Genomic DNA, 26,405 nt, shown 5'->3' on the forward strand with positions numbered 1-26,405 from the left:
AAGCCCGCTTCAAACAGGCCGCCAGGGCCCGGGGGCGGCGCAGGCATCCGGGCAGGGCCTTCAGTGCGCGGCCGGTGACGCCGAGGCCATGAGCTTTTGCACATTGCCCATGGCGGCCCTGGCCACACTGCGCAGACGTCCCAGAATGGCCTGGTGCTCGGCGTTGGCCTTGTCGGCCGAGGCCATGAGCTTGCCAAAGCCATCCAGACGGCTGTTGCGCACCCAGGCGCGCAAGGCCTCGTCCTGCGACCAGTTGACCTGGTTCATCGTGCTCACGGCGGTCGAGGTCAGGTAGCCCGCCAGGTTCACCGGAAACGGCACCGGCATGCACAGCTGGTTCTTTTGCAGGTCGTTCTCAAAGTGGGCCTCCACATAGGCGATCAACGCGGCACTGAAGGTGGGTTGGGGTGCACGCACCAGTTGCAAAACCATCTTGCCATCCTGGAACACGGGCTGCGGTGCCCGCTGTTCCACGGCCGAGGCGGAGCAGTCGATGTAGAGGGTGCCGGGCGGCATGGGTTCGCGGCCACCATCGAGCAGCAGGCCTTCGTCGTCGATGGACTGCACGTGGCCTTTGCGAACCACCTGGCGGATCTGCCTCAGCAGCGCCACCTCGCCTTTGGAAATCGTGGCGTAGTGGAACATCGACGGCTGCTGGTCGGGGTAGATGCGCAGCATCTGGTCGCAGCCCTCCAGCCGGGCGAACAGGTCATCCACCGACGTGGCGGCGGCAAAGGCCTCCATCTGGTCGGCCTGGCCACCAATCACTTCCTTGAAAAACTCCATGCCGGGCTGCACGCACTGGCGGTTGATCAGCCACGAGTCGCGCGGCATGACCCAGCTGATGCTGTCGGGACGGGCCCCGCATTTCAGCAGCCAGACCCCCACGTCCATGGCGGTTTTGCCTGCGCCCACGATGGTGAAATGCTTGGGCAGGGCTTCGGGCTTTTGCCACAGATCGGGCAGGGCATTCGGCGGCACCACGCGCACACCGGCGGCCACGGCGTATCTGGGCTTTCGGGTTGATGGCACCTGGGTGGCGAAATAACTGGCATCCACCACCCGCCGGCGCACATCCACTTCAGAGACGGTACCCGACAGCAGCGAAACGAAACGGCCCTCGCCTACGTAGTCGCTCATCGGGTGGTAACTGACACGGCCACTGGGCAGCAGTTTCTGGTGCATCACCCGCTCGAAATAGCCGCTGACCTCAGGCCCCGAGGCGAGCTCGTAAAGGCCCTTGTTCACCCCCATCTCATCTTTGCGGTTGCTGCCCAGTGGCATCGAGTTGACCCCGTAGAAAGACGAAGGCTGGTGCAGCGCGACAAACGAATAGGCATCGTTCCAGTGGCCACCGGGCTTGCCATGGCGGTCCACGATGGTGATGTGGACATCAGGGGCCTCGTCGAGCAAGGTGTCGGCGAATGCCAGGCCCACTGCGCCGCTGCCGATGATCAGGTAGTCCGTTGCCTGTTTTGTCATGTTTTGTCTCCGGGTGGATGCTTGTTCTGACCATTGAAAAATGGATTGGTACCAGACGGTACCACGCAACCCAAATGGTCAGGGCAAGACCGGCGGTCGCGATGGCGACTCGCCCAACCCATGAACGCTACACAATCTGGAGCATTGAATCTCCACCACTCATGGGCTCTGCGCAGGATCCAAAGCCCATCAACTTGAAAAGGTTTGATCCAGATTAAGCCTCGACTCAGCTTCTGGGTCCATCATGTCCACATGAAACACAAACCGGAAGCCGCCTCTCCCCCAACACCAGGGAGCGCCGCCTGGATGAGTGTGCCGGCCTTCTGGCCCATGGCCATGGCCAGTTCCCTCATGCAACAGGGCACGGCCCTTTACGCCAAAAACCTCCATTTCGTGGAAGAGGAGATCCTCATCCACAGCCACCAGCGACCCCAGTTGGCCACGCCCCACCGCACGCGGCTTGACCTGCGCACCATGGTGCTGCGTGAGTACGGCACCCCGGGCCAGGGCATCCCTACCGTGGTGGACGCCCCCCATGCCGGGCATACCGCGTCCATCGCCGACTACCACAAGGGTCAGAGCCTGGTCGAAACCTTGCTGGCCAATGGCATCGCCCACGTCGCGCTGACCGACTGGAAATCGGCCACCCCCGACATGAAAGATCTCGAAATCGACAACTACCTCGAAGAAATGGTGGTCGCGATCGACGATCTGGGAGGCCGCGTGAATTTGGTCGGTCTGTGCCAGGGCGGTTGGGTATCGACCATGTTGGCCGCGCGTTTTCCCGAGAAGGTGAATTCTCTGGTGCTCGCCGGTGCCCCCATCGACACCGATGCCGGCAACGGATCGATTCGCAAGATGGTGCACCAGTCACCGGCCTCGTTCTACGAGGAACTTGTGGGGCTGGGTGGCGGCCTGATGCAGGGCAAGTTCATGCTGCAAGGCTGGAAAAACATGCACCCCGAGCAGCATTACATGCAAGACCACATTGACTTGTACGAGCACATCGATGACGCCGCCTACCTGGCCAAACAAGAAACGTTTGAGCGCTGGTATGAAAACCCGATCGACCTGCCGGGCCGCTGGTACCTGCAGGTGATTCAGCAACTGTTCAAGGACAACCGCCTGGCCAAGGGCGCATTCGTGGCACTGGGCCGCAAGCTTGATCTTCGCGCGATCACCTGCCCGCTCTACCTGCTGGCGGGCGAGAGCGACGACATCACCACGCCAGAACAAGTGCTCAATGCCGCCAAACTGGTGGGCACGCCAGCCAGTCAGATTCAGCAGAAAACCATTCCCGGTGGGCACATTGGCCTCTTCATGGGTGCACGCACGTTGAAAGAACACTGGCCCCCGATCGCACAGTGGATCGCCGCGCAATCTTCTGGCGCTGCGCCCAGCCCATGACCATGGACAGCGCTGCGGTGCAACCGGCCATCTCGACACCCAGAGGCGGCTCCATCGAGCCGCCTCTGGGCACCGTGGTGGCGGTGCGCGGTGGCGTGGTCGATGTTCGATTCACCCCGGGCCAGCTTCCCGCGATTCACAACGCGCTGGAGGTCTTGTGGGACGAACCCCTGCCCCTCGTTCTGGAAGTGGAAGCCGCCTTGGACGAGTGCACGGTGCGCACCGTTGCGCTGCAAGAAACCCAGGGCCTGGCGCGCCATGCATCCGTGCGCGACACCGGCGCACCGCTGGCCGTGCCGGTGGGCGAGGCCCTGCTGGGCCGGTTGATCGACGTCCTGGGCCGCCCGGGTGACGGGTTGGGCCCGATCGCGGCAGACGCGCCCCGGCGGGTGATCCACCAGGCGCCCTTGCCCTTGTCCAAACGCCGAGCGGCGGTCGAGGTGTTCGAAACCGGCATCAAGGTGATCGACCTGCTGGCGCCCCTGGCGCTGGGCAGCAAGGCGGCCATGTTTGGCGGTGCGGGCGTGGGCAAGACGGTGCTGGTGATGGAACTGATCCATGTGATGGCCGAAACCTACAAGGGCATTTCGGTGTTTGCCGGCGTGGGTGAGCGCAGCCGCGAAGGCCACGAATTGCTGCTCGACATGCACGACTCGGGCATGCTGTCCAACAGCGCCCTGGTGTTCGGCCAGATGAACGAACCCTCGGGTGCGCGCTGGCGCACCCCGCTGACCGCGCTCACCATCGCCGAGTATTTCCGCGATGAGCAGCAGCGCAATGTGCTGCTGCTGATGGACAACGTGTTCCGCTTTGTGCAGGCGGGGGCGGAGGTGTCCGGCCTGTTGGGGCGGCTGCCTTCGCGGGTCGGCTACCAGCCCACACTGGCCAGCGAAGTGGCGGCTGTGCAAGAGCGCATCGCCTGCGCCGAACATGCATCGGTCACGGCCATTGAAGCGGTGTATGTGCCCGCCGATGACTTCACCGACCCGGCGGTCACCACCATCGCCGCACACCTCGACAGCCGCATCATGCTCTCGCGTGCGCTGGCCGCCGAAGGCATGTACCCGGCCATCGACCCGCTGGCTTCGCAGTCCGTGTTGCTCGACCCGCTGGTGGTGGGTGCGGCGCATTGCGATCTGGCGCGGGATGTGCGCGAGGCCATCGCACGCTACCGCGAGCTGCAGGACATCATCGCTTTGCTGGGCATCAACGAACTCAGCGTTGAAGACCGCCGCCTGGTGGGCCGTGCGAGACGCCTGCAGCGATTTCTCACCCAGCCGTTTGCCGTCACCCAGGCGTTTACCGGCAAGCCCGGTCGGCAGGTGACCTTGGCCGATACGCTCAAAGGCTGCCGCGCCATTCTTGATGGCGTTGGCGACGACTGGCCCGAGAGCGCCTTTTTCATGGCTGGCAATCTCGACGATGTCCGGTCCAGGGTCGCGAAATGACTTCCCTCCAACCAGAAGCGCCCAAGTGGCCCAACGCCGATGGCCTGCACCTCCTGCTCAGCAGCCTGGGTCAGGTGATCGTGGATGCCACCGGGGTGAAATCGCTGCGCGCCGAAGACGCAAGCGGTGGCTTTGGACTGTGGCCCGGTCACGCCGATTTCCTGACCGTGCTGGGTGTGGGGGTGGTGAGCTGGCAGGACCGCGATGAGGTTTGGCACCATTGCGCCGTGCGCCGCGGTGTGATGACGCTCCGACGAGGCGCTGAGTTGGAAGTTGCCACCCGGGAAGCCATTCCGGGCGACGATCTGGAGCAGCTGGAAAACGAGGTGCTGGCGCAGCTCATCCAGCGCCAACAAGCCGAAGACGATGCGCGCCGCCAAGTGCGGCAACTGGAAGTGCGCACCTTGCGCGAATTGGTGCGCCCCAAGCCTGGTGGCGCTTTTCCTCAAGGCGAGTGGCCATGAACAAAGACCATCGGCCCGAAGACGGCGATGACACCAGCAGCGCCCTGCTGGAGCAGGTGCGCCGCCGTGCGGGGTCGGCCCAGCGCTGGCTGCGCGACGGTGAGCCATCGCTGGCCAAACAGTTTGCCGCCGTGGGGGTGCTCGGCTGGATCATCGTGGTGCCCGCGCTGCTGGGGGTCTGGATCGGTCGCTGGATTGACCGCTGGCTGGCCAGCGGCATCACCTTCACCGCCGCACTGCTTTTTTGCGGGATATTGCTCGGCGGCTGGTCGGCCTGGCGCTGGATGCACGAAAAGTGAAACGCAAGGAATCGACACCATGAATCCCATGAACCTCTTTCTTTTTGGCGGCCTGGGCCTGCTGGTGGGCCTGTGGCACTTTGGCTCGCTGCGCTGGCTCAGCCAGCGTTTGGTCAGCACACCGAGGCCCCGATGGGGCATCGCGCTGGCGGTGCAACTCCTGCGCATCGCCGTGCTCGTGGGTGCTTGCTGGTGGGCGGTTCGCTTCGGTGCCTGGCCGCTGCTGGCGCTGGCGCTGGGCATGGTGGCCGCGCGGGTTGTGCTGCTCAGGCAGGCGCGTCGCGCAGAGGCCGGTGAGGTTCAACCATGAAAACCAATCCTTTCGATCACGATCTGGTCTGGCAGATGGGCCCAGTGCTGATTACCCGGCCGGTGGTGACCACCTGGGGCGTGATGGCGGTGATGCTGCTGCTGTCATGGTGGGTCACGCGGCGCCTGTCGGTCGACAAGCCGGGCCGGGTTCAAACCTTTGCCGAGCTGATGATCACCACGCTGCGCGACGAAATGAAGTCGACCATGAAGCTCGATCCCGAGCCGTTCCTGCCCATGATCGGCACCTTGTTTCTCTTCATCCTGTTCGCCAACCTCACCGGCCTTGTTCCGGGTGCCGAGGCGCCCACGGCAGCGCTGGAGACCGATCTCGTGTTGGCGCTGTCGGTCTTCTTCGCGGTGATCGGCTGGGGTGTGCAACGGCATGGCGTGTGGGGCTACATGAAGAGCTACGCGCAGCCCAACCTGTTTGTGCTGCCGCTCAACCTGCTGGAGGCGGTCACCCGCGTGCTCTCCATGACCGTGCGCCTGTTTGGCAACATCATGAGCGGCATGTTCATTTCGGCTGTGGTGCTGGGCCTGGCCGGTCTGCTGGTGCCCATTCCCTTCATGGCACTGGATCTGCTGACTGGCCTGATACAGGCCTACATCTTCATGATTCTGGCCATGGTTTTCATCGCCGCGGCGGCCGGCAAATCCGAACCCTGAATCATCTTCTGAATCGAATCGAAAGGAATCCCTATGGACAACAACACCTGGCTTCAATTGGGCAGCATCGTTTGCGCGGCCTTCGCGGTGGCGTTTGGCGCCATCGGCCCCGCACTGGCCGAGGGCCGCTCCGTGGCCGCTGCCATGGACGCGCTGGCCCGCCAGCCTGAAGCCGCCAGCACCATCTCGCGCACGCTCTTTGTCGGTTTGGCCATGATCGAAACCACGGCCATCTATTGCCTGGTCGTGGCGCTGCTGCTGCTGTTCGCAAACCCTTTTGTGAAGTGATGTGTGAAGTGAACATGCAGCACCAGGCTTCACCCCATTTATCGATGGCCCACCCCGGCGTCACTTCGGCGGCTCCCGGGTGGACACACGTCGACTGACACCATGCACCTCGATTTATGGACCCTGCTGCTGCAGGCGATCAATCTGGCGGTGCTGTTGGCATTGCTGCGGTGGGTGCTGTACAAGCCCCTGATGACCGTGATCGACAAGCGGCAACAGCGCATCAGAGAAGAGCTCGCGGTCGCGAAGGCAGAGCGCCAGAAGGCCGAACAGGAGAGCCAGGCGCTGACCGCCCAGCGCGCCGCCATCGACGCCACCCGCGACGAGGCGCTGAACGAAGCCCGACAAAGCGCCGAGGCCGAGCGGCTGGCTTTGCTGGCCAGCGCCAGAGCCGCCATCCAGGCCGAGCAGGCCGAGGCCAGGCAACAACTGGGCAACGAGCGCCAACTGGCCAGTCGGGCCTTGATGACCGAGGCTTCGTCAATGGCTGTGGATCTGGCCACGCGCCTGATCGGCAGCAGCCCGACGCCCGTCGGTGACAGCGAATTCGTTGACGCATTGCTGGAACACCTCAAGGCCACGCCGGCGCAAGACCGGGAGCGCTGGCTGGGCAGCACGCAACCGGCCCCGGTCAAACTGGTTTGCGCAACGGCCCCCAGCGCAGCCACGCTGCAAAAGGTCAAGGAGCAGCTCACCCAGGCATTGAACACCGAAATCGCTTTGCAGTCTGACACCCTGCCCTCGCTGCTGCGTGGCGCCGAACTGCATTTTGAACACGGTGTGCTCTCACAAAGCTGGTCGGCCGAGCTGGCCGCTGCTCGGGTCGAGCTGCATCAAGCCCCTCTATGAGCGAACGCAATGCCCCCATCTCTGAGGTGTTGGCGCCCTGGCGCTCGGCCGCATGGGCGCGCGTCTCGGCCAAGCCACTGAGTCCCCCGGTATTCGAAGAAATCGGTCGTGTGCACAGCGTGGCCGACGGCATTGCCAAAATCACGGGCCTGGCGGGTGTGCGGCTCAATGAGCTGCTGCACTTTCCCGAAAGCCGCATGGGCTACGCAGCCAGTCTGGAGCCCGATCACATCGCCTGCGTGCTGCTCGATGAGCCGGATCGTGTGGGCACAGGCCAGCGCGTCACGCGCGGTGGCGGGGTGGTTCAGGTTCCGGTGGGGCCCGGTTTGCTCGGCCGCGTCGTCGATCCACTGGGGCGCCCGCTGGACGAAGGGTCCCCCATCGAAACCGATGAATTCCTGCCCGCCGAGCGCCCTGCGCCCAGCATCATCCAGCGCGCGCTGGTCCGCGAACCGGTGCACACCGGCACGCTGGCCGTCGATGCCCTGTTTCCGCTCGGCCGGGGTCAGCGCGAGCTCATCATTGGCGACCGGGGCACCGGCAAAACGTCGGTGGCGGTGGACGCCCTGCTGGCCCAGCGCGACAGCGACCTGATTTGTGTCTACATCTCGATCGGGCAAAAATCCGAAGCCACCGCGGCGGTGATCGACGCCGTGCGACGCCTGGGGGCACCCGAGCGCACGATCTTCGTCGTCGCGGCCAGCACCGCCGCGCCCGGCCTGCAGTGGCTTGCGCCCTTTTCCGGCTTTTCGATGGCCGAGTATTTTCGCGACCGGGGACAGCACGCGCTGGTGGTCATCGACGACCTGAGCAAACACGCCGCCACCCATCGCGAACTCGCGCTGCTGATGCAACAACCTCCCGGACGGGAAGCCTACCCCGGCGACATCTTTCACCTGCACGCGCGCCTGCTCGAACGCGCCGCCATGCTTTCGAAGGAGCAGGGCGGCGGCTCGCTCACCGCGCTGCCCATCGCGCAAACCGAAGCCGGCAACCTGGCGGCCTACATTCCCACCAACCTGATCTCCATCACCGATGGCCAGATCGTGCTCGATGCCAAGCAGTTCCATCTCGGGCAACTGCCTGCCGTGGACACCGGCTTAAGCGTCAGCCGCGTGGGCGGCAAGACACAGGCGCCGCTGATGCGCGAGGCGGTGAGCTCGTTGCGACTGGAGTACGCACAGTTCCTGGAGCTGGAGCAGTTCACCCGGTTCGGCACCGAGCTCGACCCCAAGGTGCACGAACAAATCGATCAAGGGCGGCGCATCCGGGCTGCTCTGGCGCAACCCCGCCTGGCACCCCAGACGGCCGCCACGCAAATCGCCCTGGTGATCGCACTGCAAGAAGGCTTGCTCGACAACGCGGCGCCGGCCGAGATCGGTCCCGCCGTGGCCCGATTGGCACAGGCATTGGCGGCACACCCGGAGTTGGGTCAGCGGCTGGCGGTGCGGTCTGCCGTCGGCACGCAAGAGCGCGACAAGCTGGCAGAAGCCATTCGACCACTGCTGGCACCCGTGTCCGCAGCCTGAGCATGGAACAGCGCGCCGCCGACGTTCAGGCCCGGCTCGCCACGGTCAGCAGCTTTGGTGAACTGGTGGGCGCCATGCAAGGCGTGGCGGCGGCGCGGGCCGAACACGCCAGGAAGCTCATCGCAGGGACCAATGCCTATGCCCGGGCCGTTGCCAACGCCATGGGGCAGGCGCTGGCGCTGGTTCCGGCGGATCACCGTTCGACACCCCAAACAACAGGGCGCAGACCCTTGTGGATCTTGTTCTGTGCCGAGCAAGCGTTCAACGGCGGCCTGAGCGACAAGGTTTTGTCAGCGGTTCCCGACATCGTTCGCGAACGGGTGATGCTGCTGGGCGCACAAGGCATGCGCCTCGCGCCCCTTCAAGGCATCGAGCCCGAATGGTCGGGGTCGCTGATCGCCCATGCGGATGCGGTGGTGCCCGCCAGCGACCGGCTGCAGGCGGCGCTGGCACAGGCGATGGCGCGCGAACCCGCCAGCCACGTTGAAATGGTGTTCACCGAGGTGGGGGAAGGCAACCAGTTCGAAGTGGTCAGGCAACGCCTGCTGCCGCTTGATCTGGACACGTTGCACCGCGTACAAGGCGCCAACCCATTGATTCACCTCGCGCCGCAGCGCTTGCTCGATCAGCTGATTGACGAATACCTTTCGGCCCGCCTGACCCATGCCCTGCTGCACAGCCATTGCGCTGAAAACCTCTCCCGCTTGCAGGCCATGGCCGCAGCCCACGACAACGTCACGCACATGGCCGAAGACCTCGCCGCCGATGCGCGCCGCTTGCGTCAAGAGGCGATCACCGAAGAAATCGTGGAGCTCGCCGCAGGGCTGCAGGCCCTGAGGGGCGGCAAGGATGCACGCGGCTGATCCCCTGCTCTGCACACCAGAAAACAGGATCGACGTCAGTGCTCCAGCGCAAAATCGATAAAGCCACGCTCTACTGAAGTCGACACCAGTCTCACGCGCACGGACCTGCCCACCCTCAACTCAGGCAAATCACCGGTCAGCCGGCCCTCGACCGGTGGTTCAAAGATCCGCACCCAGACGCCGTGATCGCTCACACCGGTGACCAGGCCGGCGAAACGCTGGCCAACGCGCGAATGCAGCAGCAAAGCCGCTTCCGACTTGCGCATCTGCCGCTCCACCTTCCGCGAGGCATCTTCCTGGGCAGTGCAATGGGTGGCGATATCCACCAGCTCCGCTGGGGAATACGGTGTTTTGACGCCAGCGAGCGCGGCCTTCACCAACCGCTGCGTGATCAGATCGGGGAAGCGGCGGTTGGGCGCGGTGGAGTGCATGTAGTCTTGAACGGCCAGGCCAAAATGCCCAATGGGCGTTTCATCTGAGCGTTCGACCACGTACTCTCCAGACCCCATCAGCTTCACGATGACCAAGGAAAGATCTGGAAAGCGCAGCGGGTCTTCCCGGTGTTGTCTGGCCAAAAAAGCCTCAAGGGCTTTGCCGTCTGGCTGGTTGGGCAGCTTCACGCCATAGGCTTTGGCCACGTCCACGATGCGCAGCCAGCGTTCGGGCGAGCGCACCACCCGCCTGAGCGCGAGGCCCCCATTGCTGGCGAGGTACCGTGCCGTGCAGCCATTGGTGGCAATCATCAATTCTTCGATCAACTGGCGCGCCCGGTTTTGCACTTGTTGGCGAATGTCGATGATGCGCTCACCGTCAAACTGCGCTCTGGGCTGGAAGGTCTCGAACTCCAGCGATCCTTCGGCCCGCCTCAGCACCCGGAGCTTCTGCGCCAAGCCATCTTGCGCTCGCAACTGGGTGTCCAGACCATGAACCGCCCGTGCCGCCTCGGGCAGCTCACCCTTGCCATCGATCCAGTCCGATACCGCGTCGTAGGCCAGTTGCGCCTTGTTGTGCACCAAGGCCCGGTAAATGGTCGACTCCACCAGCACGCCATCGTCAGTGAACGCCATTTCACTCACGATCGCCAGTCGATCCTCACCCTGGTTCAGCGAGGTCAGATCGGTCGAAAGCCGTTCGGGCAGCATGGGGAAGATGCGCGCCGAGGTATAGACCGAGGTGGTGTTGAGTTGCGCATGCTGATCGATCGGCGTGCCCTTTTTCACCAGCGCGTCCACATCGGCCACGGCCACAAAAACCCGCAACCCACCCCTTGGCATCGGCTCGCTCAGCGAGAGCTGATCCAGATCGCGTGAGTCATCGTTGTCGATTGAACACCAGTCCCGATCGGTGAGATCACGAATGCCTCCACCAGACCCTGTGGCCGCGCCCTTGAAGGAGGCCAATTGCTCGAGTGCCGCCACAGGGAATTCCGGCTCCAGCCCCCGGCTGAACATGGCCCATGCGGCCAGGGTCGAAAGGTTGGTTCGGTGGTTGATCAACGCATGGTTCATGGAATGCCTTCAGCAATTGCAATGCAATCAATTCTGCGCGCCAAAATACACAGCGTCACGGGGTATGCACGCATTTCTTGCCGGCCACTGTTCGTGCCCGACAGGCTGGCTGAGAAAATACCCCGTCCACTACACTGACACCCCTCAACCTCCAACCTTACAAGAAAGCAGCACCATGGGCGCCCAGTGGAAAGCCAAGCACAAAGACATCGCCGCCAACGCCAGAGGTCGGCTCTTCGGCAAACTGGTGAAAGACATCATGATTGCCGCGCGCAGCGGCGCCGACCCGGCCGCCAACGCGCGCCTGCGGCTGGTTTGCGAACAGGCCCGCAAAGTGTCCATGCCCAAAGAGACGCTGGACCGCGCCATCAAAAAAGGCGCTGGCCTCACGGGCGAGGCCGTGAACTATGAACGCGTGATCTATGAAGGCTTTGCGCCCCACCAGGTACCGGTGATGGTGGAATGCCTGACCGACAACGTGAACCGCACCGCGCCTGAAATGCGGGTGCTGTTCCGCAAGGGCCAACTGGGCACGTCGGGTTCGGTGGCCTGGGATTTTGACCACGTGGGCCACATCGAAGCAGAGCCCGCACAACCCGATGCAGACCCGGAGCTCGCCGCCATCGAATCCGGCGCGCAAGACTTTGAGCCCGGCGACGAAGACGGCACCACGCGCTTCATCACCGACCCGGCCGATGTCGATCTGGTCAGCAAGGCCTTGCCCGACCATGGCTTCACCGTGCTCGCCAACCAGCTCGCCTACCGCCCCAAGAACCCGGTGAACCCGGCAAACCTCAGCCCCGAGCAACTGGAAGAGGTGGAAGCCTTTCTGGCCGCGCTGGACGAGCACGACGACGTGCAATACCTTTACGCCGGCCTGGCGGGTTAAGCAGGAAGAGGCGGCGAGCATGCGCAGAGGGGTCGAACAGCCCTCGTGATTCGTGCATCCCTCTGATACACATCAACAAACCGGCCCCTGCATTGACCGTTGGTCACAAAACCGCAGCCCGACCCCTTGTGAGCCGCGGCAACGGCCACTACCCTTTGGGTTCAACACCGCAAAGGATCCGAAATGGTCAAAACCCGGAACGCCAAACCGCCGGTCTCAGAAACGGCGCACCGAACGGCGCTGCAGCAATACCGCGTGCGGGCCGACCTGTACGACCTGGAGTTGCAGCCCTTTGAACCCCTGCGTCTGGAGGCGATCGAGCGCCTTCAGTTGCAACCGGGTGAGGTGGTGCTGGACGTGGGCTGTGGCACCGGGCTCAGCTTTGCGCACCTGCTGGAGAGGCTGGGCGACAAGGGCAAGGTCGTGGGCATCGAGCAGTGCCCAGAAATGATCGACAAAGCCCAGGCCCGCATCGATGCAATGGGCGTGAGGCAGCAGGTTGTGTTGTTGCAAGCCTCTGCCGAAGACGCCCGCTGGCAAGGGCTTGCCGATGCCGCGATATTTCATTTCACGCACGACGTCGTGCGCTGCCCTGAGGCGATCGACAACGTGCTCGCCCACCTCAAACCGGGCGCACGCGTGGTCACCACCGGGCTCCAGTGGGCCGCCCCATGGGCCGGGCCGGTCAACTGTTTTGTCATGGGCGCTGCCCTGTATTCGGTCAGCTCTCTGGAAGGCCTGAACCAGCCTTGGGGCGAGCTGGCCAGACGGCTGCAACACTTCGAGCGGCACGACACCTGGATGGGCAGTGTCTACATGGCCACTGGCACCTGGCCCGGCGCGTCAGATACCTGAGCAACTCACGCGCCGCTAAGACCAGAGTTCACGCACCGGCGTGTCGGGGGAAAAGCGGTGTGCCACCTGCGCTTGCAGCAACTCAGCCGAGGCCAGCGCATCGGTGAGCGCGTGGTGCGGCCGGTAGCGCGGCAGGTTGTAGCGGGCCCGGCTGTCGACCAGTCGAATGGAGGCTTGCGGCGGATGGCGCCCCAAGGCCCAATTGAGCCAGCCCCTGGGCTGGTTGCGGTGCAGTCGGGCCTCCAGCTCCATGGTGTCGATCACCGGGAAAGCAATGCCCTCGCCGATGCGCGGGCGCAATGCCCCGTTGAGAAACTGGCGCTCAATATCGCGGCAGTGCACCACCAGCACATGGCCCGCCATGGCCTGCAACACCTCGCCCAGCACTTGCTTGAGATCCGGCGCAGCCATCACCTGGGAATCGGTGATGCCATGGATGGTGACCGACGCTTCACCCAGCGGCACGCGAGGTTTCAGAATCCAGTGGCGCGAAGCACTGGCCCGGATGCGCTCCAGGTTCATGGGCACCAGGCCGATGCTGACCATGCCGTCTTTGACGGGGTCGAGCCCCGTGGTTTCCACGTCCAGCGCCATCAGCGGCACCGCCGACAGCGGTGTATCGCCACCCACCATGCCCGCTGCGTAGTAAGCCCGCAACCGTTCATCGCGAGCGCTCAGCGCCAATGCTTCAAAACGTTTGCGCCAATCGGTTTCAGCCGTGGCGACGGCACCCGGCTGGCTGAGCAGTTTGGGATGAAACACGGCGGCCCGCCTCAGGTCGATCGACCGGGTTGGTAGCGGAATTTCAGGTAGGTCTGCGCATCGCCCAATATGGAAAAAGCATCGCGCAGGCTCTTGCGCTCAAAGGCGGAAAGTTTGTCGGGTTCGATGCTGTTGTCGGGCTCCAGACCAGCCGTCAAATCGTCGGCCTGGTTGCGGATGCGCACGGTCGAGATGAACTCGAGTGTGTCATGCAAATCCTGTCCCCGGCCCGGCGGCAGCACGCCAGCGGCCACCACATCTTGCAGGCGTTCAAACGAGTTTTGCGCCAGGGAGCCGACCGCCAATGCGTGGATGCGAATCAGGTCGGCCATGGGCGCGGTACCTCGCCGCTTCAGGTTGATGGCTTTGCTGTGGCGGCCGTCGGCTTCGACCACGAAGTCCTTGAAAAAACCCAATGGCGGGGTGCGCAGCAAGGCGTTGCGCGCCATGCTGGCGAGGAAACGCGAATTGCCCTTGGCTTTGCGGGCGATGAACTTGCGCAGATGCTCGGCCCATTCTGTCTTGCCCCATACGCCATCCAGATCAAAAAAGATGTTGGCGCTCAGCAAAGTCTCGGCGGTAGGTTGCTCGATCCACTGGCTGAAATACCCTTCCCAGACCTTCAGGGGTTGGCGCCATTTGGCATTGGTCGCCATGATGCCGCCGGTGCAATAGGTGTAGCCACAACGCGCCAGACCATCGCTCACAAAAGCGGCCAGCGCGCTGAAATAGGCGTCGTGCCGGGCCGGGTCAAACCGGTTGTCCAAAATCAGCGCGTTGTCCTGGTCGGTCACCAGCAGTTGCTCGTTGCGCGCCATCGAACCCAGCGCCAGAAAACAATAGGGCACGGGCGGCGGGCCCAGCTCGGCCTCGGCCAAAGCCAACAATTGCTGCTTGAAGCTGCGCCCGATCAAGGCCATGGCGGAACCCACCATGCGCGAACTGGCATCTTCGTTGACCATGCGCACAAAGCTCGCATGCACATCGGCGGTCAGTGCCGCGAGTTCGTCCACGCTCGATTGGCGAAAGATGCTGCTGACCACAAACAGGCTGTTGCGGCTTTCGTACTGAACCACATCCGACAGGGCAATCACCCCCAGCGGCACGCCGTGGCGCATCACCGGCAGGTGGTGCACGTTGTGGCGCAGCATCTGCAGCATGGCCTCGAACACCAACTGGTTGTGCTCCACCGTGACCAGTTTCGACGTCATGATGGCGCTCACCGGCGTATCGTAGTTCAGGCCGCCCGCCACCAGGCGGGTACGGATGTCGCGGTCGGTGATGATGCCGGCCATGACCGGCTCAGCGGAGCCGCTGGCTTCTTCCAGAATCAACAAAGAAGACACACCCGCTTCGGTCATGCAGCGCGCGGCATCCAGCGCGCTGGCGGTCTGAGGCAGCGTCACCGGCTCGCGACCGATCAGCGTGTCGACCGTGGCCGACATCAATTGGTTGGATTCTTCGCGCCGCGAAACCACCTGCCGCAGGCGGGTCCGGTCTTCGGTTTCGACCTGATCGGCGAACGCTTCCTGCGTGTCGAACAGTTCGGTGAAGATGGCCTCTGGAATCAGGTAGAGCAGCGTGTCCTCCAACGCCACCACTGGAAAACGGACTTTCTTCTTTTGCAGCAGGCCGGCTTCGCCAAAGTGCCCGCCTTCGGTCAGGCGGTTGTACAGCGTGCCATCGCGGCGAAACACCTCGACGGCGCCACTGCGCAACACGAACCAGAACTCGGCCGGTTGGCCAGACTCCAGGATGGAACTGCCCGCCTTGAAATAGCGCACATCCACCGACGTGGCCACACGGTGCAGCGCCTCTTCAGGCAGTGCTGCAAACGCCGGTTGGCCCTGCAGGAACTGCAGAATTTCGAGCTGCTCGTCCTGCATGGCCGGGGCTTCCATCAGCCGCGCGGCTCGGACATCAGCCCTTTGACCACCGCGACCGTGGCCACCAGCAGCACCACCGTGAACGGGAAGCCGGTGGACACGGCCATGGCCTGCAAAGCCACCAGACCACCGCCCAGAATCAGGGCGATTGCGACCAGCCCCTCAAACAGGCACCAGAACACGCGCTGGGGCGTTGGGGCATCGACCTTGCCGCCAGCGGCGATCACGTCGATCACCAGCGAGCCGGAATCTGAAGACGTCACGAAGAACACCACGACCAGCACGATGGCCAGGAAAGAGGTGATCTGCGCCAGAGGCAGGACATCCAGCATCTGGAAGATCTGCAGCGGCAGCGCCGCTTCAGCCACGGCTTTGTAGCCGTCGGTGACCAGTTGCGTGATCGCCGTGCCACCAAAAACCGTCATCCACAAGACGCAAGCCAGGGAAGGCACGATCAAAACAGAGACGATGAATTCGCGAACGGTGCGGCCGCGCGAAACACGCGCGATGAACATGCCGACGAAAGGTGACCAGCTGATCCACCAGGCCCAGTAGAAGGCGGTCCAGCCCTGGGAGAAGTTGGCGTCTTCGCGACCAAACGGGTTGGCCAGCGCGGGCAGGTTTTGCGCGTAAGCGCCCAGGTTGCTGAAGAAGCCGGTCATGATGGCCAGCGTGGGGCCAACAACGATCACGAACACCAGCAACAGGATGGCCAGCACCATGTTGATTTCCGACAGGCGCTTCACGCCCGCGTCGAGACCGGCCAGCACCGAGGTCAGGGCGATCGCGGTGATGCCGATCACGAGCACGATTTGCGTGGTGTTGCCCAACGGGATGTCGAACAGGTAGTTGAGGCCGGCAGCGGCTTGCGAGGCGCCCAGACCCAGCGAAGTGGCCAGACCGAACATGGTCGCCAACACCGCGAGGATGTCGATGATGTGGCCAGGCCAGCCCCAGATGCGCTCACCCAGCAGGGGGTAAAACACCGAGCGGATGGTCAGCGGCAAACCCTTGTTGAAAGAGAACAGCGCCAGGCCCAAAGCGAGGATGGCGTAGATGGCCCAGGGGTGAAGGCCCCAGTGGAAGATGGTCGCGGCCATGGCCAGGCGACGCGCGCCCACGGCATCGCCCGCGGCGGCACCCAGCGGCGCCCAGTCGGTGCGAACGCCGTTCTCCACAACGGTCCCGCCCATGGAGCTGCCGAAATGAGACAGGGGTTCAGACACGCCGTAGAACATGAGACCGATGCCCATGCCCGCGGCAAACAGCATCGAGAACCAGCCGGTGTAGGTGTAGTCGGGCGTGGCCTTGGTGCCGCCCAGCCTGACCTTGCCCAACGGGGAGATCGCCAGCGCAATACACACCACCACGAAGATGTTGCCCGCAGAGAGGAAGAACCAGTCGAGGTTGGACGTGAGCCAGCCGCGGATGCTGCCGAACATGGGTTCGGCCTGGGTCTGGAACATCAGCGTCAACACCACAAACGCAATCACTGCCAGGGCAGAAATCGCGAACACGCGGTTGTGGATGTCAAGCCCGAAGGGGCCGAGGTTCAAGACGATGTTGTCTTGTCCGATTTTGTAATCGGTGCTGATCGGGTTGACGTCGCCATCGGGCTTCATCGGATCGTGTTTATCACTCAATGGTCTTCTCCTGAACGGTGTCGCACTGCTGACGAAAAAGCAATCGAGGGTCCGAAGAACAGCATGAAACCGAGCCCAGCGCCCGATGCGTCAGCAGGGACGGGAGGTTAACACGCATAAGCACCCGCCACCAACACAGCCGCGACAGTGTGCGAGCGCGGGTCTCCTGCTCGCAGCGATCAAGAGGGCGAAGCCTGCCCCCCGCCTTTGGCGGGCAGAGCAGCCAATCAGTTGCCTTCTGGCGCAGGCGGGGCAGGTTCAGCGCGCGCCGTGTGCTGGTCGATCACGCTCGCTGCCACCAGATCGCCGGCCACGTTGAGCGTGGTGCGGCTCATGTCCAGAATGCGGTCCACGCCAATGATCAGGGCGATGCCTTCTGCGGGAATGCCCACGGTGCCCAGCATCATGGCAAGAATGACAATGCCGATACCCGGCGTGCCGGGGGACCCGATGGAAGCACCGACAGCCAGAACAACCACCAGCAACAGGCCCGACAAGCCCACATCCACCTGGTAGACCTGCGCCAGAAACAGCGTGGCAATGACCTGATACAGCGCGGTGCCCGCCATGTTGATGGTGGTGCCCAGCGGAATCACAAACCGCGCCACGCCTTGCTGTACGCCCAGTGATTCTTCGGCGGTGCGAATGGTCAGCGGCATCACGGCGGCCGAGCTCGAGGTGGAGAACGCGAGCAGCAACACATCGCGGCTGCCGCGCAAAAATGCGAGTGGTGAACGCCGCCTTCCCACCGCATAGAGCACCATCAGGAATCCGAAAGCCAGCAGCAGGGCGCCGAGCACCGTGAGCACGTAAACCCCCATGCCCAGCAGCGCATCCAGTCCCATGCGTGCGGTGAGTTGCGTCATCAAACCAAACACCGCCGCCGGCACCAGGTACATCGCCCAGCGCACCACCACCATGCTCACCTCCTGCACGGCACCCAGCAGATCCACAAGCGGTTTGGCCAGCCTGCTGTCCATCGTGACCAGGGCCACTCCCACGAAGATGGCGAATACCACCACCTGCAGCATGTTTTGTTCGACACTGGCCTGCAGCGGGTTGGTGGGCACGATGCGCACGATCTGCGAAGGCAGCGTCGACAGTGAAGGTGGCACCGATGTGGCCTGTGCAGCCGTGGCCGTGGCGGTAGGCAACTCAGCACCCTGAAGGTAGCTGCCAGGCTGCACCGCCAGGGCGATCACCAGGCCGATCACGGCAGCCACCACCGTGGTGAAGAGAAAGAACAGGCCGGTGCGCAAACCCATGCTGCGCAACTGTTGCATGTCGCGTGAGCTGGTCATGCCCAGAATGATGGAGGCGACCACCAGTGGTATCACGATCATCTGCACCATCGCCAGGAACAGGTAGCCGGGCATTGCCAGCCAGTTGCTCACCACCTGTGCCGTCGCGTAAGACAGCCAGCCACCCGTCGGGCCGATGGCAACCCCTGTCGCTACGCCAGCGGCCATGGCGAACAACACCTGCAGCCACAGCCGGGCCCGCACAAAACCGCTCAGGCGCATTGCGAGGCGGCCAATCGAAGGTTCGGTTGTGATGGGAATGGGGAAAGAAAACACAGGCAACTCCGTCGCCCCGCCAAAACAACGGGGTTATGAAGTCAGGATAGCAAGCCGTGGCTGTTGGCCCATTGATCTTCGACAGAATCGAGTGCTTCTGCCTTGTGTTCAAGTCGCCACGAACCGCCTCGGGCCGGCTGGCAAAGAGGCCACACAGCCAACCCCTTCAACGAGGCTTGAGCCAGGGGACCATGGACACCAAAACACCGTCTTTGAGTTTGACGTGGTGAGCAATGGCCGCCAGGGCGTGCAGCCCGGCCAGCCAGATGATGGCGTCGCCCATCAGGCTGTGCACCTCGCCCCAGTTGGTCAGCGAAGCCAGCCCGCTGTTGGCGATGAACCCCAACTGCTCAATCCGAAAGCCCCCCAGCAGCGTCAGTGGAGCGCCCTCGCTGCCCAGCGTCAGCAGTGCGGTGATGGGCGTGATCAGCAACAGGCCCCACAAACCCGCATGCCCCAGCTTGCTGGCCAGGCACAAGGGGCCAGACATCGCCACCTGCGGTGCAGCGGGCCGCACCGCAGTCCAGAGCAGTCGCAGCACAGTGAGCGAAAAAATCAGCATGCCGAGTGACTCATGCCACACGATATCGGCGTGGGTTCCGGGATCAATCCCTTGTCGCAACAGGCGCCCAAATCCACCGGGGCCCAGAATGAAGGCGGCAAGCACGGCAATGGCCGTGAGCCAGTGGAAGGCCATGCTGAGTGGGTCGTAACGGGTTGAAGGGTTTCTGGACATGGTGGCGCCGTTGATCAAGCGCATTCTGGGCCAGGCGGGTTAAGCCAAACTGAAGCCAGCTCACCCGTCCTCTTCAGCAAAGCGCGATCAATCCAGCGGCCAGGGAAGATCGCTGGTTGAGCGCTCGGCCGTCTGCGCTTCGACCTCTTCCCTGGGTTGAGGGCCAGCACTTTTTTTGTCTACGCCGCGCCACCAGGCCTGCGCAGTGCGCTGCTCTTTCGGCTCCACCGACTCACCCAGGCGGGGCAACAACAACACATCGCGTGAAGGCGCGTGGGCCAGCAGGGTTTCAACCGGCTCGTCCCAGGCGTGCATGGCCAGACTGAAGGTGCCCCAGTGCACCGGCAGGAAAGCACCGCCGCCGAGCAGGCCATGGGCCTTGAGCGCATTCAGCGGGCCCAGGTGGATATCGCCCCAGGCGGGATGAAAAGCACCCACCTCCAGCATCACCAGATCAAACGGACCCAGCCGCTCGCGGATCGCGGCGTATTCGGCGGTCAGTCCGGTGTCGCCACTGAAAAACACCGCATGGCGTTCGCTGCGCATGACCATGGATGACCACAGCGTGGCATTGCGGTCTTTCAGGCCGCGGCCTGAAAAGTGCTGCGATGGTGCGGCCGTGATGCTCAGGCCCGTACCGGGCACCCGGTGGGTTTCCCACCAGTCCAGCTCGGTGATGCGTTCGGGTGTCACGCCCCAGGCCTGCAAATGGGCGCCAACGCCCAATGAGGTCACAAACGGCACCTGGCTGTTTTTCGCGAGCGCGCGGATCGTGGGGTAGTCCAGATGGTCGTAGTGGTCATGCGAAATCACGACCACATCCACCTCGGGCATTTCCCGCAAGCGCAGTGGCACGGGTTGGAACCGCTTGGGTCCGATCAAACGAAACGGCGAAGCGCGGGTGCCCCACACGGGGTCCGTCAAGACCTTGAAACCGTCCATTTCCAGCAATACGGTGGAATGGCCCAGCCAGGTGGCGCGCAGACCACTGGCAGGCGCCCTCTCCCAGGCAACACGCGGGTCCTTTGACGGCAGCGGCGACTCCGGTGTGCGGCGCTCACCACCCATCAAAAACTCTTTCGCCGACGGCATGGCCACCGAAGGATCACGCAGACCCTGGGCAACGGGAAACAGGTTGCGAAAGCCCCCATCGCGCCACAGCGGCGATGCGCGCATGCGCTCCAGTCGCAAGCCCTCAGCGCGTTTTCCCAATGATTTCATGACAAACCTCGTCGGTTGCAGCGCCTTGCGAGTTGACCCAGTCTAAGGCGGGGCAGCGGGGTACGCACGACACCATCTGTCAATCCCCTATGGCATCGATGCGCCGCAGCAGCCAGCGCCTTTCAGGCTCGTTGCGGGTCATTGCCGCTGCGCGCGCATAGGCCGCCCGGGCCTGCGCGCCTCGCCCCAGCTTTTCCAGCAGGTCGCCCTGCACCGACGGCAGCCACGGGTAATGCTGCAAGGTTTTGTCGCACAGCAACGGCTCCAGAATCACCAGCCCGGCCGCCGGACCTTCCGCCAACCCGACCGCGACCGCGCGATTGAGTTCGACCACGGGTGAAGGCGCCACCCGCATGAGTGCGCCATAGAGCGCTGCGATACGGGGCCAGTCGGTGTCATCCGCATGAACGGCGCGCGCGTGACAGGCGGCGATGCTTGCCTGCAAGCAGTAGCTGCCATCGGGCTGTCCCAAGGCCTGCGCCTGTTCAAGCGCACACAAGCCGCGTTGAATCAAACGCTGGTCCCAGCACGTTCGGTTCTGCGCGGCCAACAACACCAGGTTGCCCTCGTCATCGGTGCGCGCCGGTGTGCGCGAAGCCTGTATGGCCATCAGTGCCACCAACCCATGCACCTCGGGCTGATCAGGTGCGATCTCAGACAAAAGCTGCCCAAGACGAAGCGCTTCGTCGCACAAGGCGGGGCGCATCCAGTCTGCGCCACTGGTGGCGGTATAGCCTTCATTGAAGATCAGGTAAACGACCTCCAGCACCGCGCCCAGACGCCGCTTGAGTTCATCGCCCTTGGGCACCTCAAACGGCACCTGCGCCTGGGCCAGCGCCCGCTTGGCTCGAACGATGCGCTGCGCCAGGGTGGCCTCGCTTGTCAGGCATGCGCGGGCGATCTCCGCGGTGGTCATGCCACCCAGCAGCTTGAGGGTCAGGGCGACACGCGCTTCGGTCGCCAGCACCGGGTGGCAGGCCGCAAAAATCAACCGCAACAGGTCATCGCCGATGGCCGCGTTTTCGCGTGCTTCGTCAAGGCCATCACTGAAGTCGGGCACCACATGGACATTCATGGCTTGTAGGTCGCTGGCCAGATCCCCGTGTCTCGCATCGGCCATCTGCCTGTGGCGCAGGTGGTCGAGGGCACGGTGCTTCGCGGTGGTCATCAGCCAGGCGGCGGGATTCTGCGGCAGGCCATCGCTGGGCCAATGTTCCAGCGCTGCGATCAGTGCGTCTTGCGCCAGGTCTTCGGCCACGCCGATATCGCGCACATAGCGCGCCACGGTCGCGACGATGCGGGCCGACTCTTTGCGCCAGACCGCAGCGAGGCAAGCATGGACAGTGGGGTGGTCAACAACAGTGTTCACACAACGGGTTTTACACCCGCGCGCTCACATCTGCGCAGGCGCAGCGGTCTCATCCATCCAGAACACCTCCCACTGGTGGCCATCGAGATCGGCAAACCCGTGCTGGTACATGAATCCATGGTCCACAGGCGCGTTGGGCGTGGTGGCGCCCGCAGCGATCGCCTTGGCCATCACGGCCTCGACCTCCGCCCGGCTGTCGAGCGAAAGGGCGATCAGCACCTCGGTGCTCTGGTGGGCATCGCTGATCGGTTTTTTGGTGAACCCCTGAAAAAAGGGCTCCACCAGCAGCATGGCAAAAAAGTTCTCACCTATCTCCAGGCAGGCACCCTGCTCGTTGGTAAACCGTGGATTGAAATTGAGGCCCAGGGCTGTGAAAAAAGCCTTGGAACGGACCATGTCCTTGATGGGCAGGTTGACAAAGATCTGGCGAAACATGAATGACTCCTTGGTGGGTTGTTGCGGTTTCTCGGCGAGCACCTTCAAATTGGCCAGCCCCGCTTCAAAATCTTTGCCAATCATCTGGTCCATGTTGATGAAGATGCCAGCCAGCTTGGGCAGGAAGCTGCTGGGGCCGTGCACGGCCCAGGTGACGCGGGTGACGCCTTTGCCCACGGGCTAGTGCGTGAAATCGACAGTGTTGTGTCCTTCGAGGGGCTCCTTCATGTCGAGCGGCATGGACACGAGCGACGTTCGATAAGAACCCGGGCTGACGCTCAGGCCGTCGGCGCCATCATGCTGTTGCGGTTGCCCTCGGTGTCCACAAAAGACACATAACGCCCAATGCCCGGAATGTCCATGGGTTCGCCCAGGATCTCGCCGCCTGCGGCGGTGACACGGGCCATGGCGACCTCGATGTCGTCCACATCGATCACCACCGAGGGGTGTTGCATGGGCCAGTCGGCCTTGAAGGGGAACAGGCCACCGTTGATGGCCCCTGGCGCCGCCTGGGGTGGCATGTTGGCGCGCTCACCCGGCAACGCGGTGGTCACCAGCAGATAGTCGCCCATCTCCGGCCCGAGGTTTTGATGGGTCCAGCCAAATGCGGCCGCATAAAAGCGGGCGGCACGATCGGCATCTTTGTAAGGCATTTCAAAATGCATCACGGCACACATCGGAACGTTGGACATGGTGTCTCCTTCGACGGGTTGGGGTTGGGGTTGGGGTTGGAATCAGGCTTGGGAAAAGGCACGCTGCAGCGTGGCGATATCGAGTTTTTTCATGCCCATCATGGCGGCCATGAGCCGCTGCTTTCCCGGGGTATCGGGCGTTGGCAACAAATCCACCATGAGCTGCGGCACGATCTGCCAGGACAGGCCAAACCGGTCGGTGAGCCAGCCGCACTGACCTTGTGCCGGGTCGTCGGCCAGGGCGCTCCAGTAGTGATCCATTTCCGCCTGGGTCTGGCAGATCACCATGAACGACACCGCGGGATTGAATGGAAACGCGGCACCACCGTTGAGCGCCGTCCATGGCTGGCCATTGAGCTCGAAGCCCACGGTGAGCACGGTGCCCTCGGGCATGGGGGCGTTGGCGCCGTAGTGCGTGATGGTGCCCATGCGCGAATTGGGAAACACCGAGGTGTAGAAACGGGCAGCTTCTTCTGCCTGGAAATCGAACCACAGGCAGGGCTGGACAGGGGCGTTCAGGATCATGGTCGAGGGCTTTTTCATGTTTCCACAACCGTCTGGAATCCGCCAAAAATCATGCGCTTGCCATCAAATGGCATATCACCCATCGCGGCCAGGCGCGCGTCTTTCATGAAGGCGGCCATTCCCACCTCACGCACCGCTTTCGAGGGCCAGGTGATCCAGGAAAACACCACTGTCTCGCCCTCCTTGCACTGCACGGCCAAAGGGAAAGAAGTGAGCTTGCCCGGCGGCACATCCTCGCCCCAGCACTCCACCACCCCGGTGGCGCCATGCTCGCGAAGAATCACCGCTGCTTCCTGTGCATAGCGCACATAGACATCCTTCTTGGCCAGCGCCACGGGCACCACAAATCCATCAACATAGTTCATGCGTTTCTCCTGACGACCCTGGAGGTTGGCGCAGGCGCCTCCCGCCATCGCCGCCGACCCCTTTCGGGGGGTTCGCATACACGACGAAACAGCCGGTGCGATTTCGACACGTCCGGACCTGGGAGAAACCCGAATCAGGTCAGCCCGTCTTCAAAGCAGGGCGCCAGCGCGCGCACTTCCACGGCGGCCCACTGCGCAGCTGGGCAACGCTGGGCCCAGGCAATGGCTTCGTCACGGTCCACGTTTTGCAACAGGAAGAAGCCACCAATCATCTCTTTGGCCTCGGCGAAAGGCCCGTCGCGAAAGGCCGGCTGGCCAGGTGCCCGGCTCACCCGGACAGCGCCGGCCGTTGAAGCCAGCGACTCCACCGCCTGCAGCTTGCCCTCTGTCGCCAGCGCCTCTCCAAAACGCTGCATCTGCGCGTATGCCTCCCGGCCCTCGGCTTCATTGCGGGTGGCGCGCTGGCCCACCGGCTCAACGATCAACAACATATAGGACATGGTTCTTTCCCTCGAAATCAGGCTGAAGACCGCATCCTAAAGGCAGCCAGGTCCAGTCAAAAGGCCCTTTCAGCCTGATACGGAAGCGAAATCCCTCTGCCCGCTTTTGAACCCGGCCCAAGGCGTGGACAATCACCCTATGGATTTGCTTGCCCCTCTGCTGTTTATTGCCTTCGGCGTGTTCGTCATCAAAAACGCGGAGCAGCGCCAGCGCATCGCCTGGCTGAGCGCCATCCTGGGGCCCATCAAGCTCGAAAAAAGCATCGAAACGCTGGCCACAGGCTATATGCGGGCGCTGGCCGAGACCGACCCTGAGCGCAGCGAGCCGATCTGGCGCATGCTGGAAGGCTCCGAGGCCACCCTGGTGCAACAGCTGGACCGCCTGGCCAAAGACATTCAGACCATGCCGCCTGCCCAAGCGAGGATCAGCCGTTGGTCGATGGCATTGCCCATGGCCACCCGGCTGTTTCCCGATGCCACCTTTGACCTGCGCGAGGCATTTCGGGTGCACGCCAAGGGTTTTGCCCAAAGCGTGACGAATGCCGAGGGCCTGTCCCGCAAACAGCAGGCCAGGCGTTTGCTGGCCGAGATGCTCTTGTTTCAACACACCTGCCATTGGTACTGCCGATCCAAATCGGTGGCATCGGCGCGCCTGATGGTGCGCCACCAGGCCACCCACGAAGAAACGCTGGCGTTGGTGTCGCCACAAACCCGACAGGGCTACCAGGCGCTGCTCACGGAGTGAGATGGGCCGCCGGGAAGCCTGTGCAGCAGAAAGAACATCGGCTGCAACCGGCGGGAACCCGGTCTCGCTTCGATGCTTTCTGCCGCGCAGGCTCCTGGCCTGTCTCAGACCCTGGAAAAATCGGGCTTGCGGCGCTCCATGAAGGCACCAAAGGCTTCGCGGGCTGCGGGTTCACGCAGCATGCGGCCAAAACTTTCACCCTCTTCGGCCATGACCGTCGCCACCTTCTGGCTCTGGCCCTGCTTCATCAAACGCTTGGTTTCCACCAGTGCCGAGATCGGCTTGGCCGCCAGGCGGCGCGCCACGGCCTGCGCGTAACCCGCCGCCTCCGTAGGCGGCAATACGCGGTTCACCAGCCCCACTTCCAGCGCGGCTTCGGCCATGAAAGGTTCGCCCAGCAAGAGGGCTTCGGCGGCACGGTGGTAACCCATCATCTGCGGCACCAGCAGGCTGGAGGAAAACTCGGGACACAGCCCCAGATTGACGAACGGCATCGAGAAAGCCGCGTTGTCGCCCGCATAAACCAGATCGCAATGCAGCAACAGGGTGGTACCAATGCCCACGGCCGGGCCACACACGGCGGCCAGCACGGGTTTGGTGAAACCCGACAGCGCACGCATGAAGCGGTAAACCGGCGACTCACCGGTGGCGGGCGGGTTGTTGAGGAAATCGCCGATGTCATTGCCCGCGCTGAACACGGCTTCGTTGCCCTGGAACACCACGCAGCGCACGGCATCATCGGTCTGCGCGGCTTCGAGGCCATCGGCCAGGACGGCGTACATGGCCGAGGTGATGGAATTCTTTTTGTCTGGACGGTTGAAGGTCAGGGTGGTGATGCCGTCTTCGGTGTGGACGAGGATATCGCTCATGGGTGGGTTTTCTGCTTTGGGTGTCGGGGTAACGGAGCGCAACAAACCACCGGAGCCCCGGGGCATGGTCCGCCAACAAGGCCGCCAAGTTAACAGAAAGCCACCGGGCTGTCAGCGAAGGTCAGCCCAATGCGCGACAGCGTGGCCCCGCGCAAAACACCGCGCAGCGCAGCCTGCCTCAGCGCTCTTTCTCACTACACTGGACGGCGCACCGACGGGCT

General features: G+C 63.4%; 28 protein-coding genes. 13 read left to right on the forward strand and 15 right to left on the reverse strand.

The window, feature by feature from the left end:
- Window positions 1–60: 60 nt before the first annotated feature.
- Entirely contained in the window at window positions 61–1,482 is a 1,422-nt protein-coding gene (locus LPB072_RS21200; protein ID WP_066091307.1) for an NAD(P)-binding protein, read from the reverse strand.
- A gap of 252 nt (window positions 1,483–1,734) precedes the next feature.
- Here LPB072_RS21200 and LPB072_RS21205 point away from each other — a divergent pair, with 252 nt between their 5' ends.
- The 10 genes from LPB072_RS21205 (at window position 1,735) to LPB072_RS21250 (ending at window position 9,607) form a co-directional block, all read left to right on the forward strand.
- A complete protein-coding gene (locus LPB072_RS21205) occupies window positions 1,735–2,889 on the forward strand; it encodes an alpha/beta fold hydrolase (protein ID WP_066091309.1) in 1,155 nt (384 codons plus the stop codon).
- Between the two features lie 2 nt (window positions 2,890–2,891).
- On the forward strand, window positions 2,892–4,337 hold the full coding sequence (atpD, locus tag LPB072_RS21210) for a F0F1 ATP synthase subunit beta (RefSeq protein WP_066091349.1): 1,446 nt from the start codon (window positions 2,892–2,894) through the stop codon (window positions 4,335–4,337).
- The gene (locus LPB072_RS21215; RefSeq protein WP_066091310.1) at window positions 4,334–4,801 is read left to right on the forward strand and encodes a hypothetical protein; all 468 of its coding nucleotides are present in this window, start codon (window positions 4,334–4,336) and stop codon (window positions 4,799–4,801) included. Before atpD ends, LPB072_RS21215 begins: the two co-directional genes overlap by 4 nt.
- Entirely contained in the window at window positions 4,798–5,100 is a 303-nt protein-coding gene (locus LPB072_RS21220; protein ID WP_066091313.1) for an AtpZ/AtpI family protein, read from the forward strand. The genes LPB072_RS21215 and LPB072_RS21220 overlap by 4 nt, the downstream gene beginning before the upstream one ends.
- Before the next feature lie 19 nt (window positions 5,101–5,119).
- Complete coding sequence (locus LPB072_RS21225; protein ID WP_066091317.1) at window positions 5,120–5,410, forward strand: N-ATPase subunit AtpR; 291 nt, start codon at window positions 5,120–5,122, stop codon at window positions 5,408–5,410.
- Window positions 5,407–6,078, forward strand: coding sequence for a F0F1 ATP synthase subunit A (atpB, locus tag LPB072_RS21230; RefSeq protein ID WP_066091319.1), 672 nt, complete (start codon window positions 5,407–5,409; stop codon window positions 6,076–6,078). Before LPB072_RS21225 ends, atpB begins: the two co-directional genes overlap by 4 nt.
- Window positions 6,079–6,111: 33 nt before the next feature.
- Window positions 6,112–6,366, forward strand: coding sequence for a F0F1 ATP synthase subunit C (locus LPB072_RS21235; protein WP_066091321.1), 255 nt, complete (start codon window positions 6,112–6,114; stop codon window positions 6,364–6,366).
- 102 nt (window positions 6,367–6,468) lie between these two features.
- Window positions 6,469–7,215 (forward strand): F0F1 ATP synthase subunit B family protein, encoded by a 747-nt coding sequence (locus tag LPB072_RS21240; protein WP_066091322.1) that lies wholly within the window; start codon window positions 6,469–6,471, stop codon window positions 7,213–7,215.
- On the forward strand, window positions 7,212–8,744 hold the full coding sequence (locus tag LPB072_RS21245) for a F0F1 ATP synthase subunit alpha (RefSeq protein ID WP_066091324.1): 1,533 nt from the start codon (window positions 7,212–7,214) through the stop codon (window positions 8,742–8,744). Before LPB072_RS21240 ends, LPB072_RS21245 begins: the two co-directional genes overlap by 4 nt.
- Before the next feature lie 2 nt (window positions 8,745–8,746).
- Window positions 8,747–9,607, forward strand: a complete 861-nt coding sequence (locus LPB072_RS21250; protein ID WP_066091325.1) for a F0F1 ATP synthase subunit gamma — start codon at window positions 8,747–8,749, stop codon at window positions 9,605–9,607.
- Window positions 9,608–9,642: 35 nt separating this feature from the next.
- Here LPB072_RS21250 and LPB072_RS21255 read toward each other — a convergent pair whose 3' ends face one another.
- Complete coding sequence (locus LPB072_RS21255; protein ID WP_066091327.1) at window positions 9,643–11,115, reverse strand: RNB domain-containing ribonuclease; 1,473 nt, start codon at window positions 11,113–11,115, stop codon at window positions 9,643–9,645.
- Between the two features lie 175 nt (window positions 11,116–11,290).
- On the opposite strand from LPB072_RS21255, the gene LPB072_RS21260 reads away from it, so the two are divergent.
- Together LPB072_RS21260 and LPB072_RS21265 are read left to right on the forward strand one after the other, a co-directional pair.
- Window positions 11,291–12,004, forward strand: coding sequence for a YebC/PmpR family DNA-binding transcriptional regulator (locus LPB072_RS21260; protein ID WP_066091330.1), 714 nt, complete (start codon window positions 11,291–11,293; stop codon window positions 12,002–12,004).
- Window positions 12,005–12,187: 183 nt separating this feature from the next.
- Complete coding sequence (locus LPB072_RS21265) at window positions 12,188–12,859, forward strand: class I SAM-dependent methyltransferase (RefSeq protein ID WP_066091332.1); 672 nt, start codon at window positions 12,188–12,190, stop codon at window positions 12,857–12,859.
- Between the two features lie 15 nt (window positions 12,860–12,874).
- Here LPB072_RS21265 and LPB072_RS21270 read toward each other — a convergent pair whose 3' ends face one another.
- The 12 genes from LPB072_RS21270 to LPB072_RS21325 form a co-directional block, all read right to left on the reverse strand.
- Window positions 12,875–13,621 carry a 3'-5' exonuclease gene (locus LPB072_RS21270; protein ID WP_197508869.1) on the reverse strand — a complete coding sequence of 249 codons (747 nt, stop codon included), beginning with the start codon at window positions 13,619–13,621 and terminating at the stop codon, window positions 12,875–12,877.
- Between the two features lie 11 nt (window positions 13,622–13,632).
- Window positions 13,633–15,522: a DUF294 nucleotidyltransferase-like domain-containing protein gene (locus LPB072_RS21275; RefSeq protein ID WP_231943335.1), complete on the reverse strand. Its 1,890-nt coding sequence runs from the start codon at window positions 15,520–15,522 to the stop codon at window positions 13,633–13,635.
- Entirely contained in the window at window positions 15,522–17,150 is a 1,629-nt protein-coding gene (locus LPB072_RS21280; protein ID WP_066091335.1) for a BCCT family transporter, read from the reverse strand. Before LPB072_RS21280 ends, LPB072_RS21275 begins: the two co-directional genes overlap by 1 nt.
- A gap of 227 nt (window positions 17,151–17,377) precedes the next feature.
- Window positions 17,378–18,727: a dicarboxylate/amino acid:cation symporter gene (locus LPB072_RS21285; protein ID WP_197508870.1), complete on the reverse strand. Its 1,350-nt coding sequence runs from the start codon at window positions 18,725–18,727 to the stop codon at window positions 17,378–17,380.
- A 166-nt stretch (window positions 18,728–18,893) separates the two neighbouring features.
- Window positions 18,894–19,463 carry a cytochrome b gene (locus LPB072_RS21290; RefSeq protein WP_066091355.1) on the reverse strand — a complete coding sequence of 190 codons (570 nt, stop codon included), beginning with the start codon at window positions 19,461–19,463 and terminating at the stop codon, window positions 18,894–18,896.
- Window positions 19,464–19,550: 87 nt separating this feature from the next.
- Window positions 19,551–20,684, reverse strand: a complete 1,134-nt coding sequence (locus LPB072_RS21295; RefSeq protein ID WP_066091337.1) for an MBL fold metallo-hydrolase — start codon at window positions 20,682–20,684, stop codon at window positions 19,551–19,553.
- A 79-nt stretch (window positions 20,685–20,763) separates the two neighbouring features.
- The gene (locus tag LPB072_RS21300) at window positions 20,764–22,053 is read right to left on the reverse strand and encodes an RNA polymerase sigma factor (protein WP_066091339.1); all 1,290 of its coding nucleotides are present in this window, start codon (window positions 22,051–22,053) and stop codon (window positions 20,764–20,766) included.
- Between the two features lie 24 nt (window positions 22,054–22,077).
- Window positions 22,078–22,488, reverse strand: a complete 411-nt coding sequence (locus LPB072_RS21305) for a VOC family protein (RefSeq protein ID WP_066091357.1) — start codon at window positions 22,486–22,488, stop codon at window positions 22,078–22,080.
- Between the two features lie 278 nt (window positions 22,489–22,766).
- Window positions 22,767–23,180 (reverse strand): VOC family protein, encoded by a 414-nt coding sequence (locus LPB072_RS21310; RefSeq protein WP_197508871.1) that lies wholly within the window; start codon window positions 23,178–23,180, stop codon window positions 22,767–22,769.
- Between the two features lie 42 nt (window positions 23,181–23,222).
- On the reverse strand, window positions 23,223–23,723 hold the full coding sequence (locus LPB072_RS21315; RefSeq protein ID WP_231943337.1) for a VOC family protein: 501 nt from the start codon (window positions 23,721–23,723) through the stop codon (window positions 23,223–23,225).
- Window positions 23,720–24,070, reverse strand: coding sequence for a DUF1428 domain-containing protein (locus tag LPB072_RS21320; RefSeq protein WP_066091360.1), 351 nt, complete (start codon window positions 24,068–24,070; stop codon window positions 23,720–23,722). Before LPB072_RS21320 ends, LPB072_RS21315 begins: the two co-directional genes overlap by 4 nt.
- A 134-nt stretch (window positions 24,071–24,204) precedes the next feature.
- Entirely contained in the window at window positions 24,205–24,570 is a 366-nt protein-coding gene (locus LPB072_RS21325) for a YciI family protein (RefSeq protein WP_066091342.1), read from the reverse strand.
- A gap of 139 nt (window positions 24,571–24,709) precedes the next feature.
- On the opposite strand from LPB072_RS21325, the gene LPB072_RS21330 reads away from it, so the two are divergent.
- On the forward strand, window positions 24,710–25,315 hold the full coding sequence (locus tag LPB072_RS21330; RefSeq protein WP_066091345.1) for a hypothetical protein: 606 nt from the start codon (window positions 24,710–24,712) through the stop codon (window positions 25,313–25,315).
- 104 nt (window positions 25,316–25,419) lie between these two features.
- Here the strand turns inward: LPB072_RS21330 and LPB072_RS21335 are convergent, their stop codons facing one another.
- Complete coding sequence (locus LPB072_RS21335; protein WP_066091362.1) at window positions 25,420–26,184, reverse strand: enoyl-CoA hydratase; 765 nt, start codon at window positions 26,182–26,184, stop codon at window positions 25,420–25,422.
- Window positions 26,185–26,405: the final 221 nt, after the last annotated feature.

The sequence above is a fragment of the Hydrogenophaga crassostreae genome (assembly GCF_001761385.1).
In the GTDB taxonomy this organism is placed as follows: domain Bacteria; phylum Pseudomonadota; class Gammaproteobacteria; order Burkholderiales; family Burkholderiaceae_C; genus Hydrogenophaga; species Hydrogenophaga crassostreae.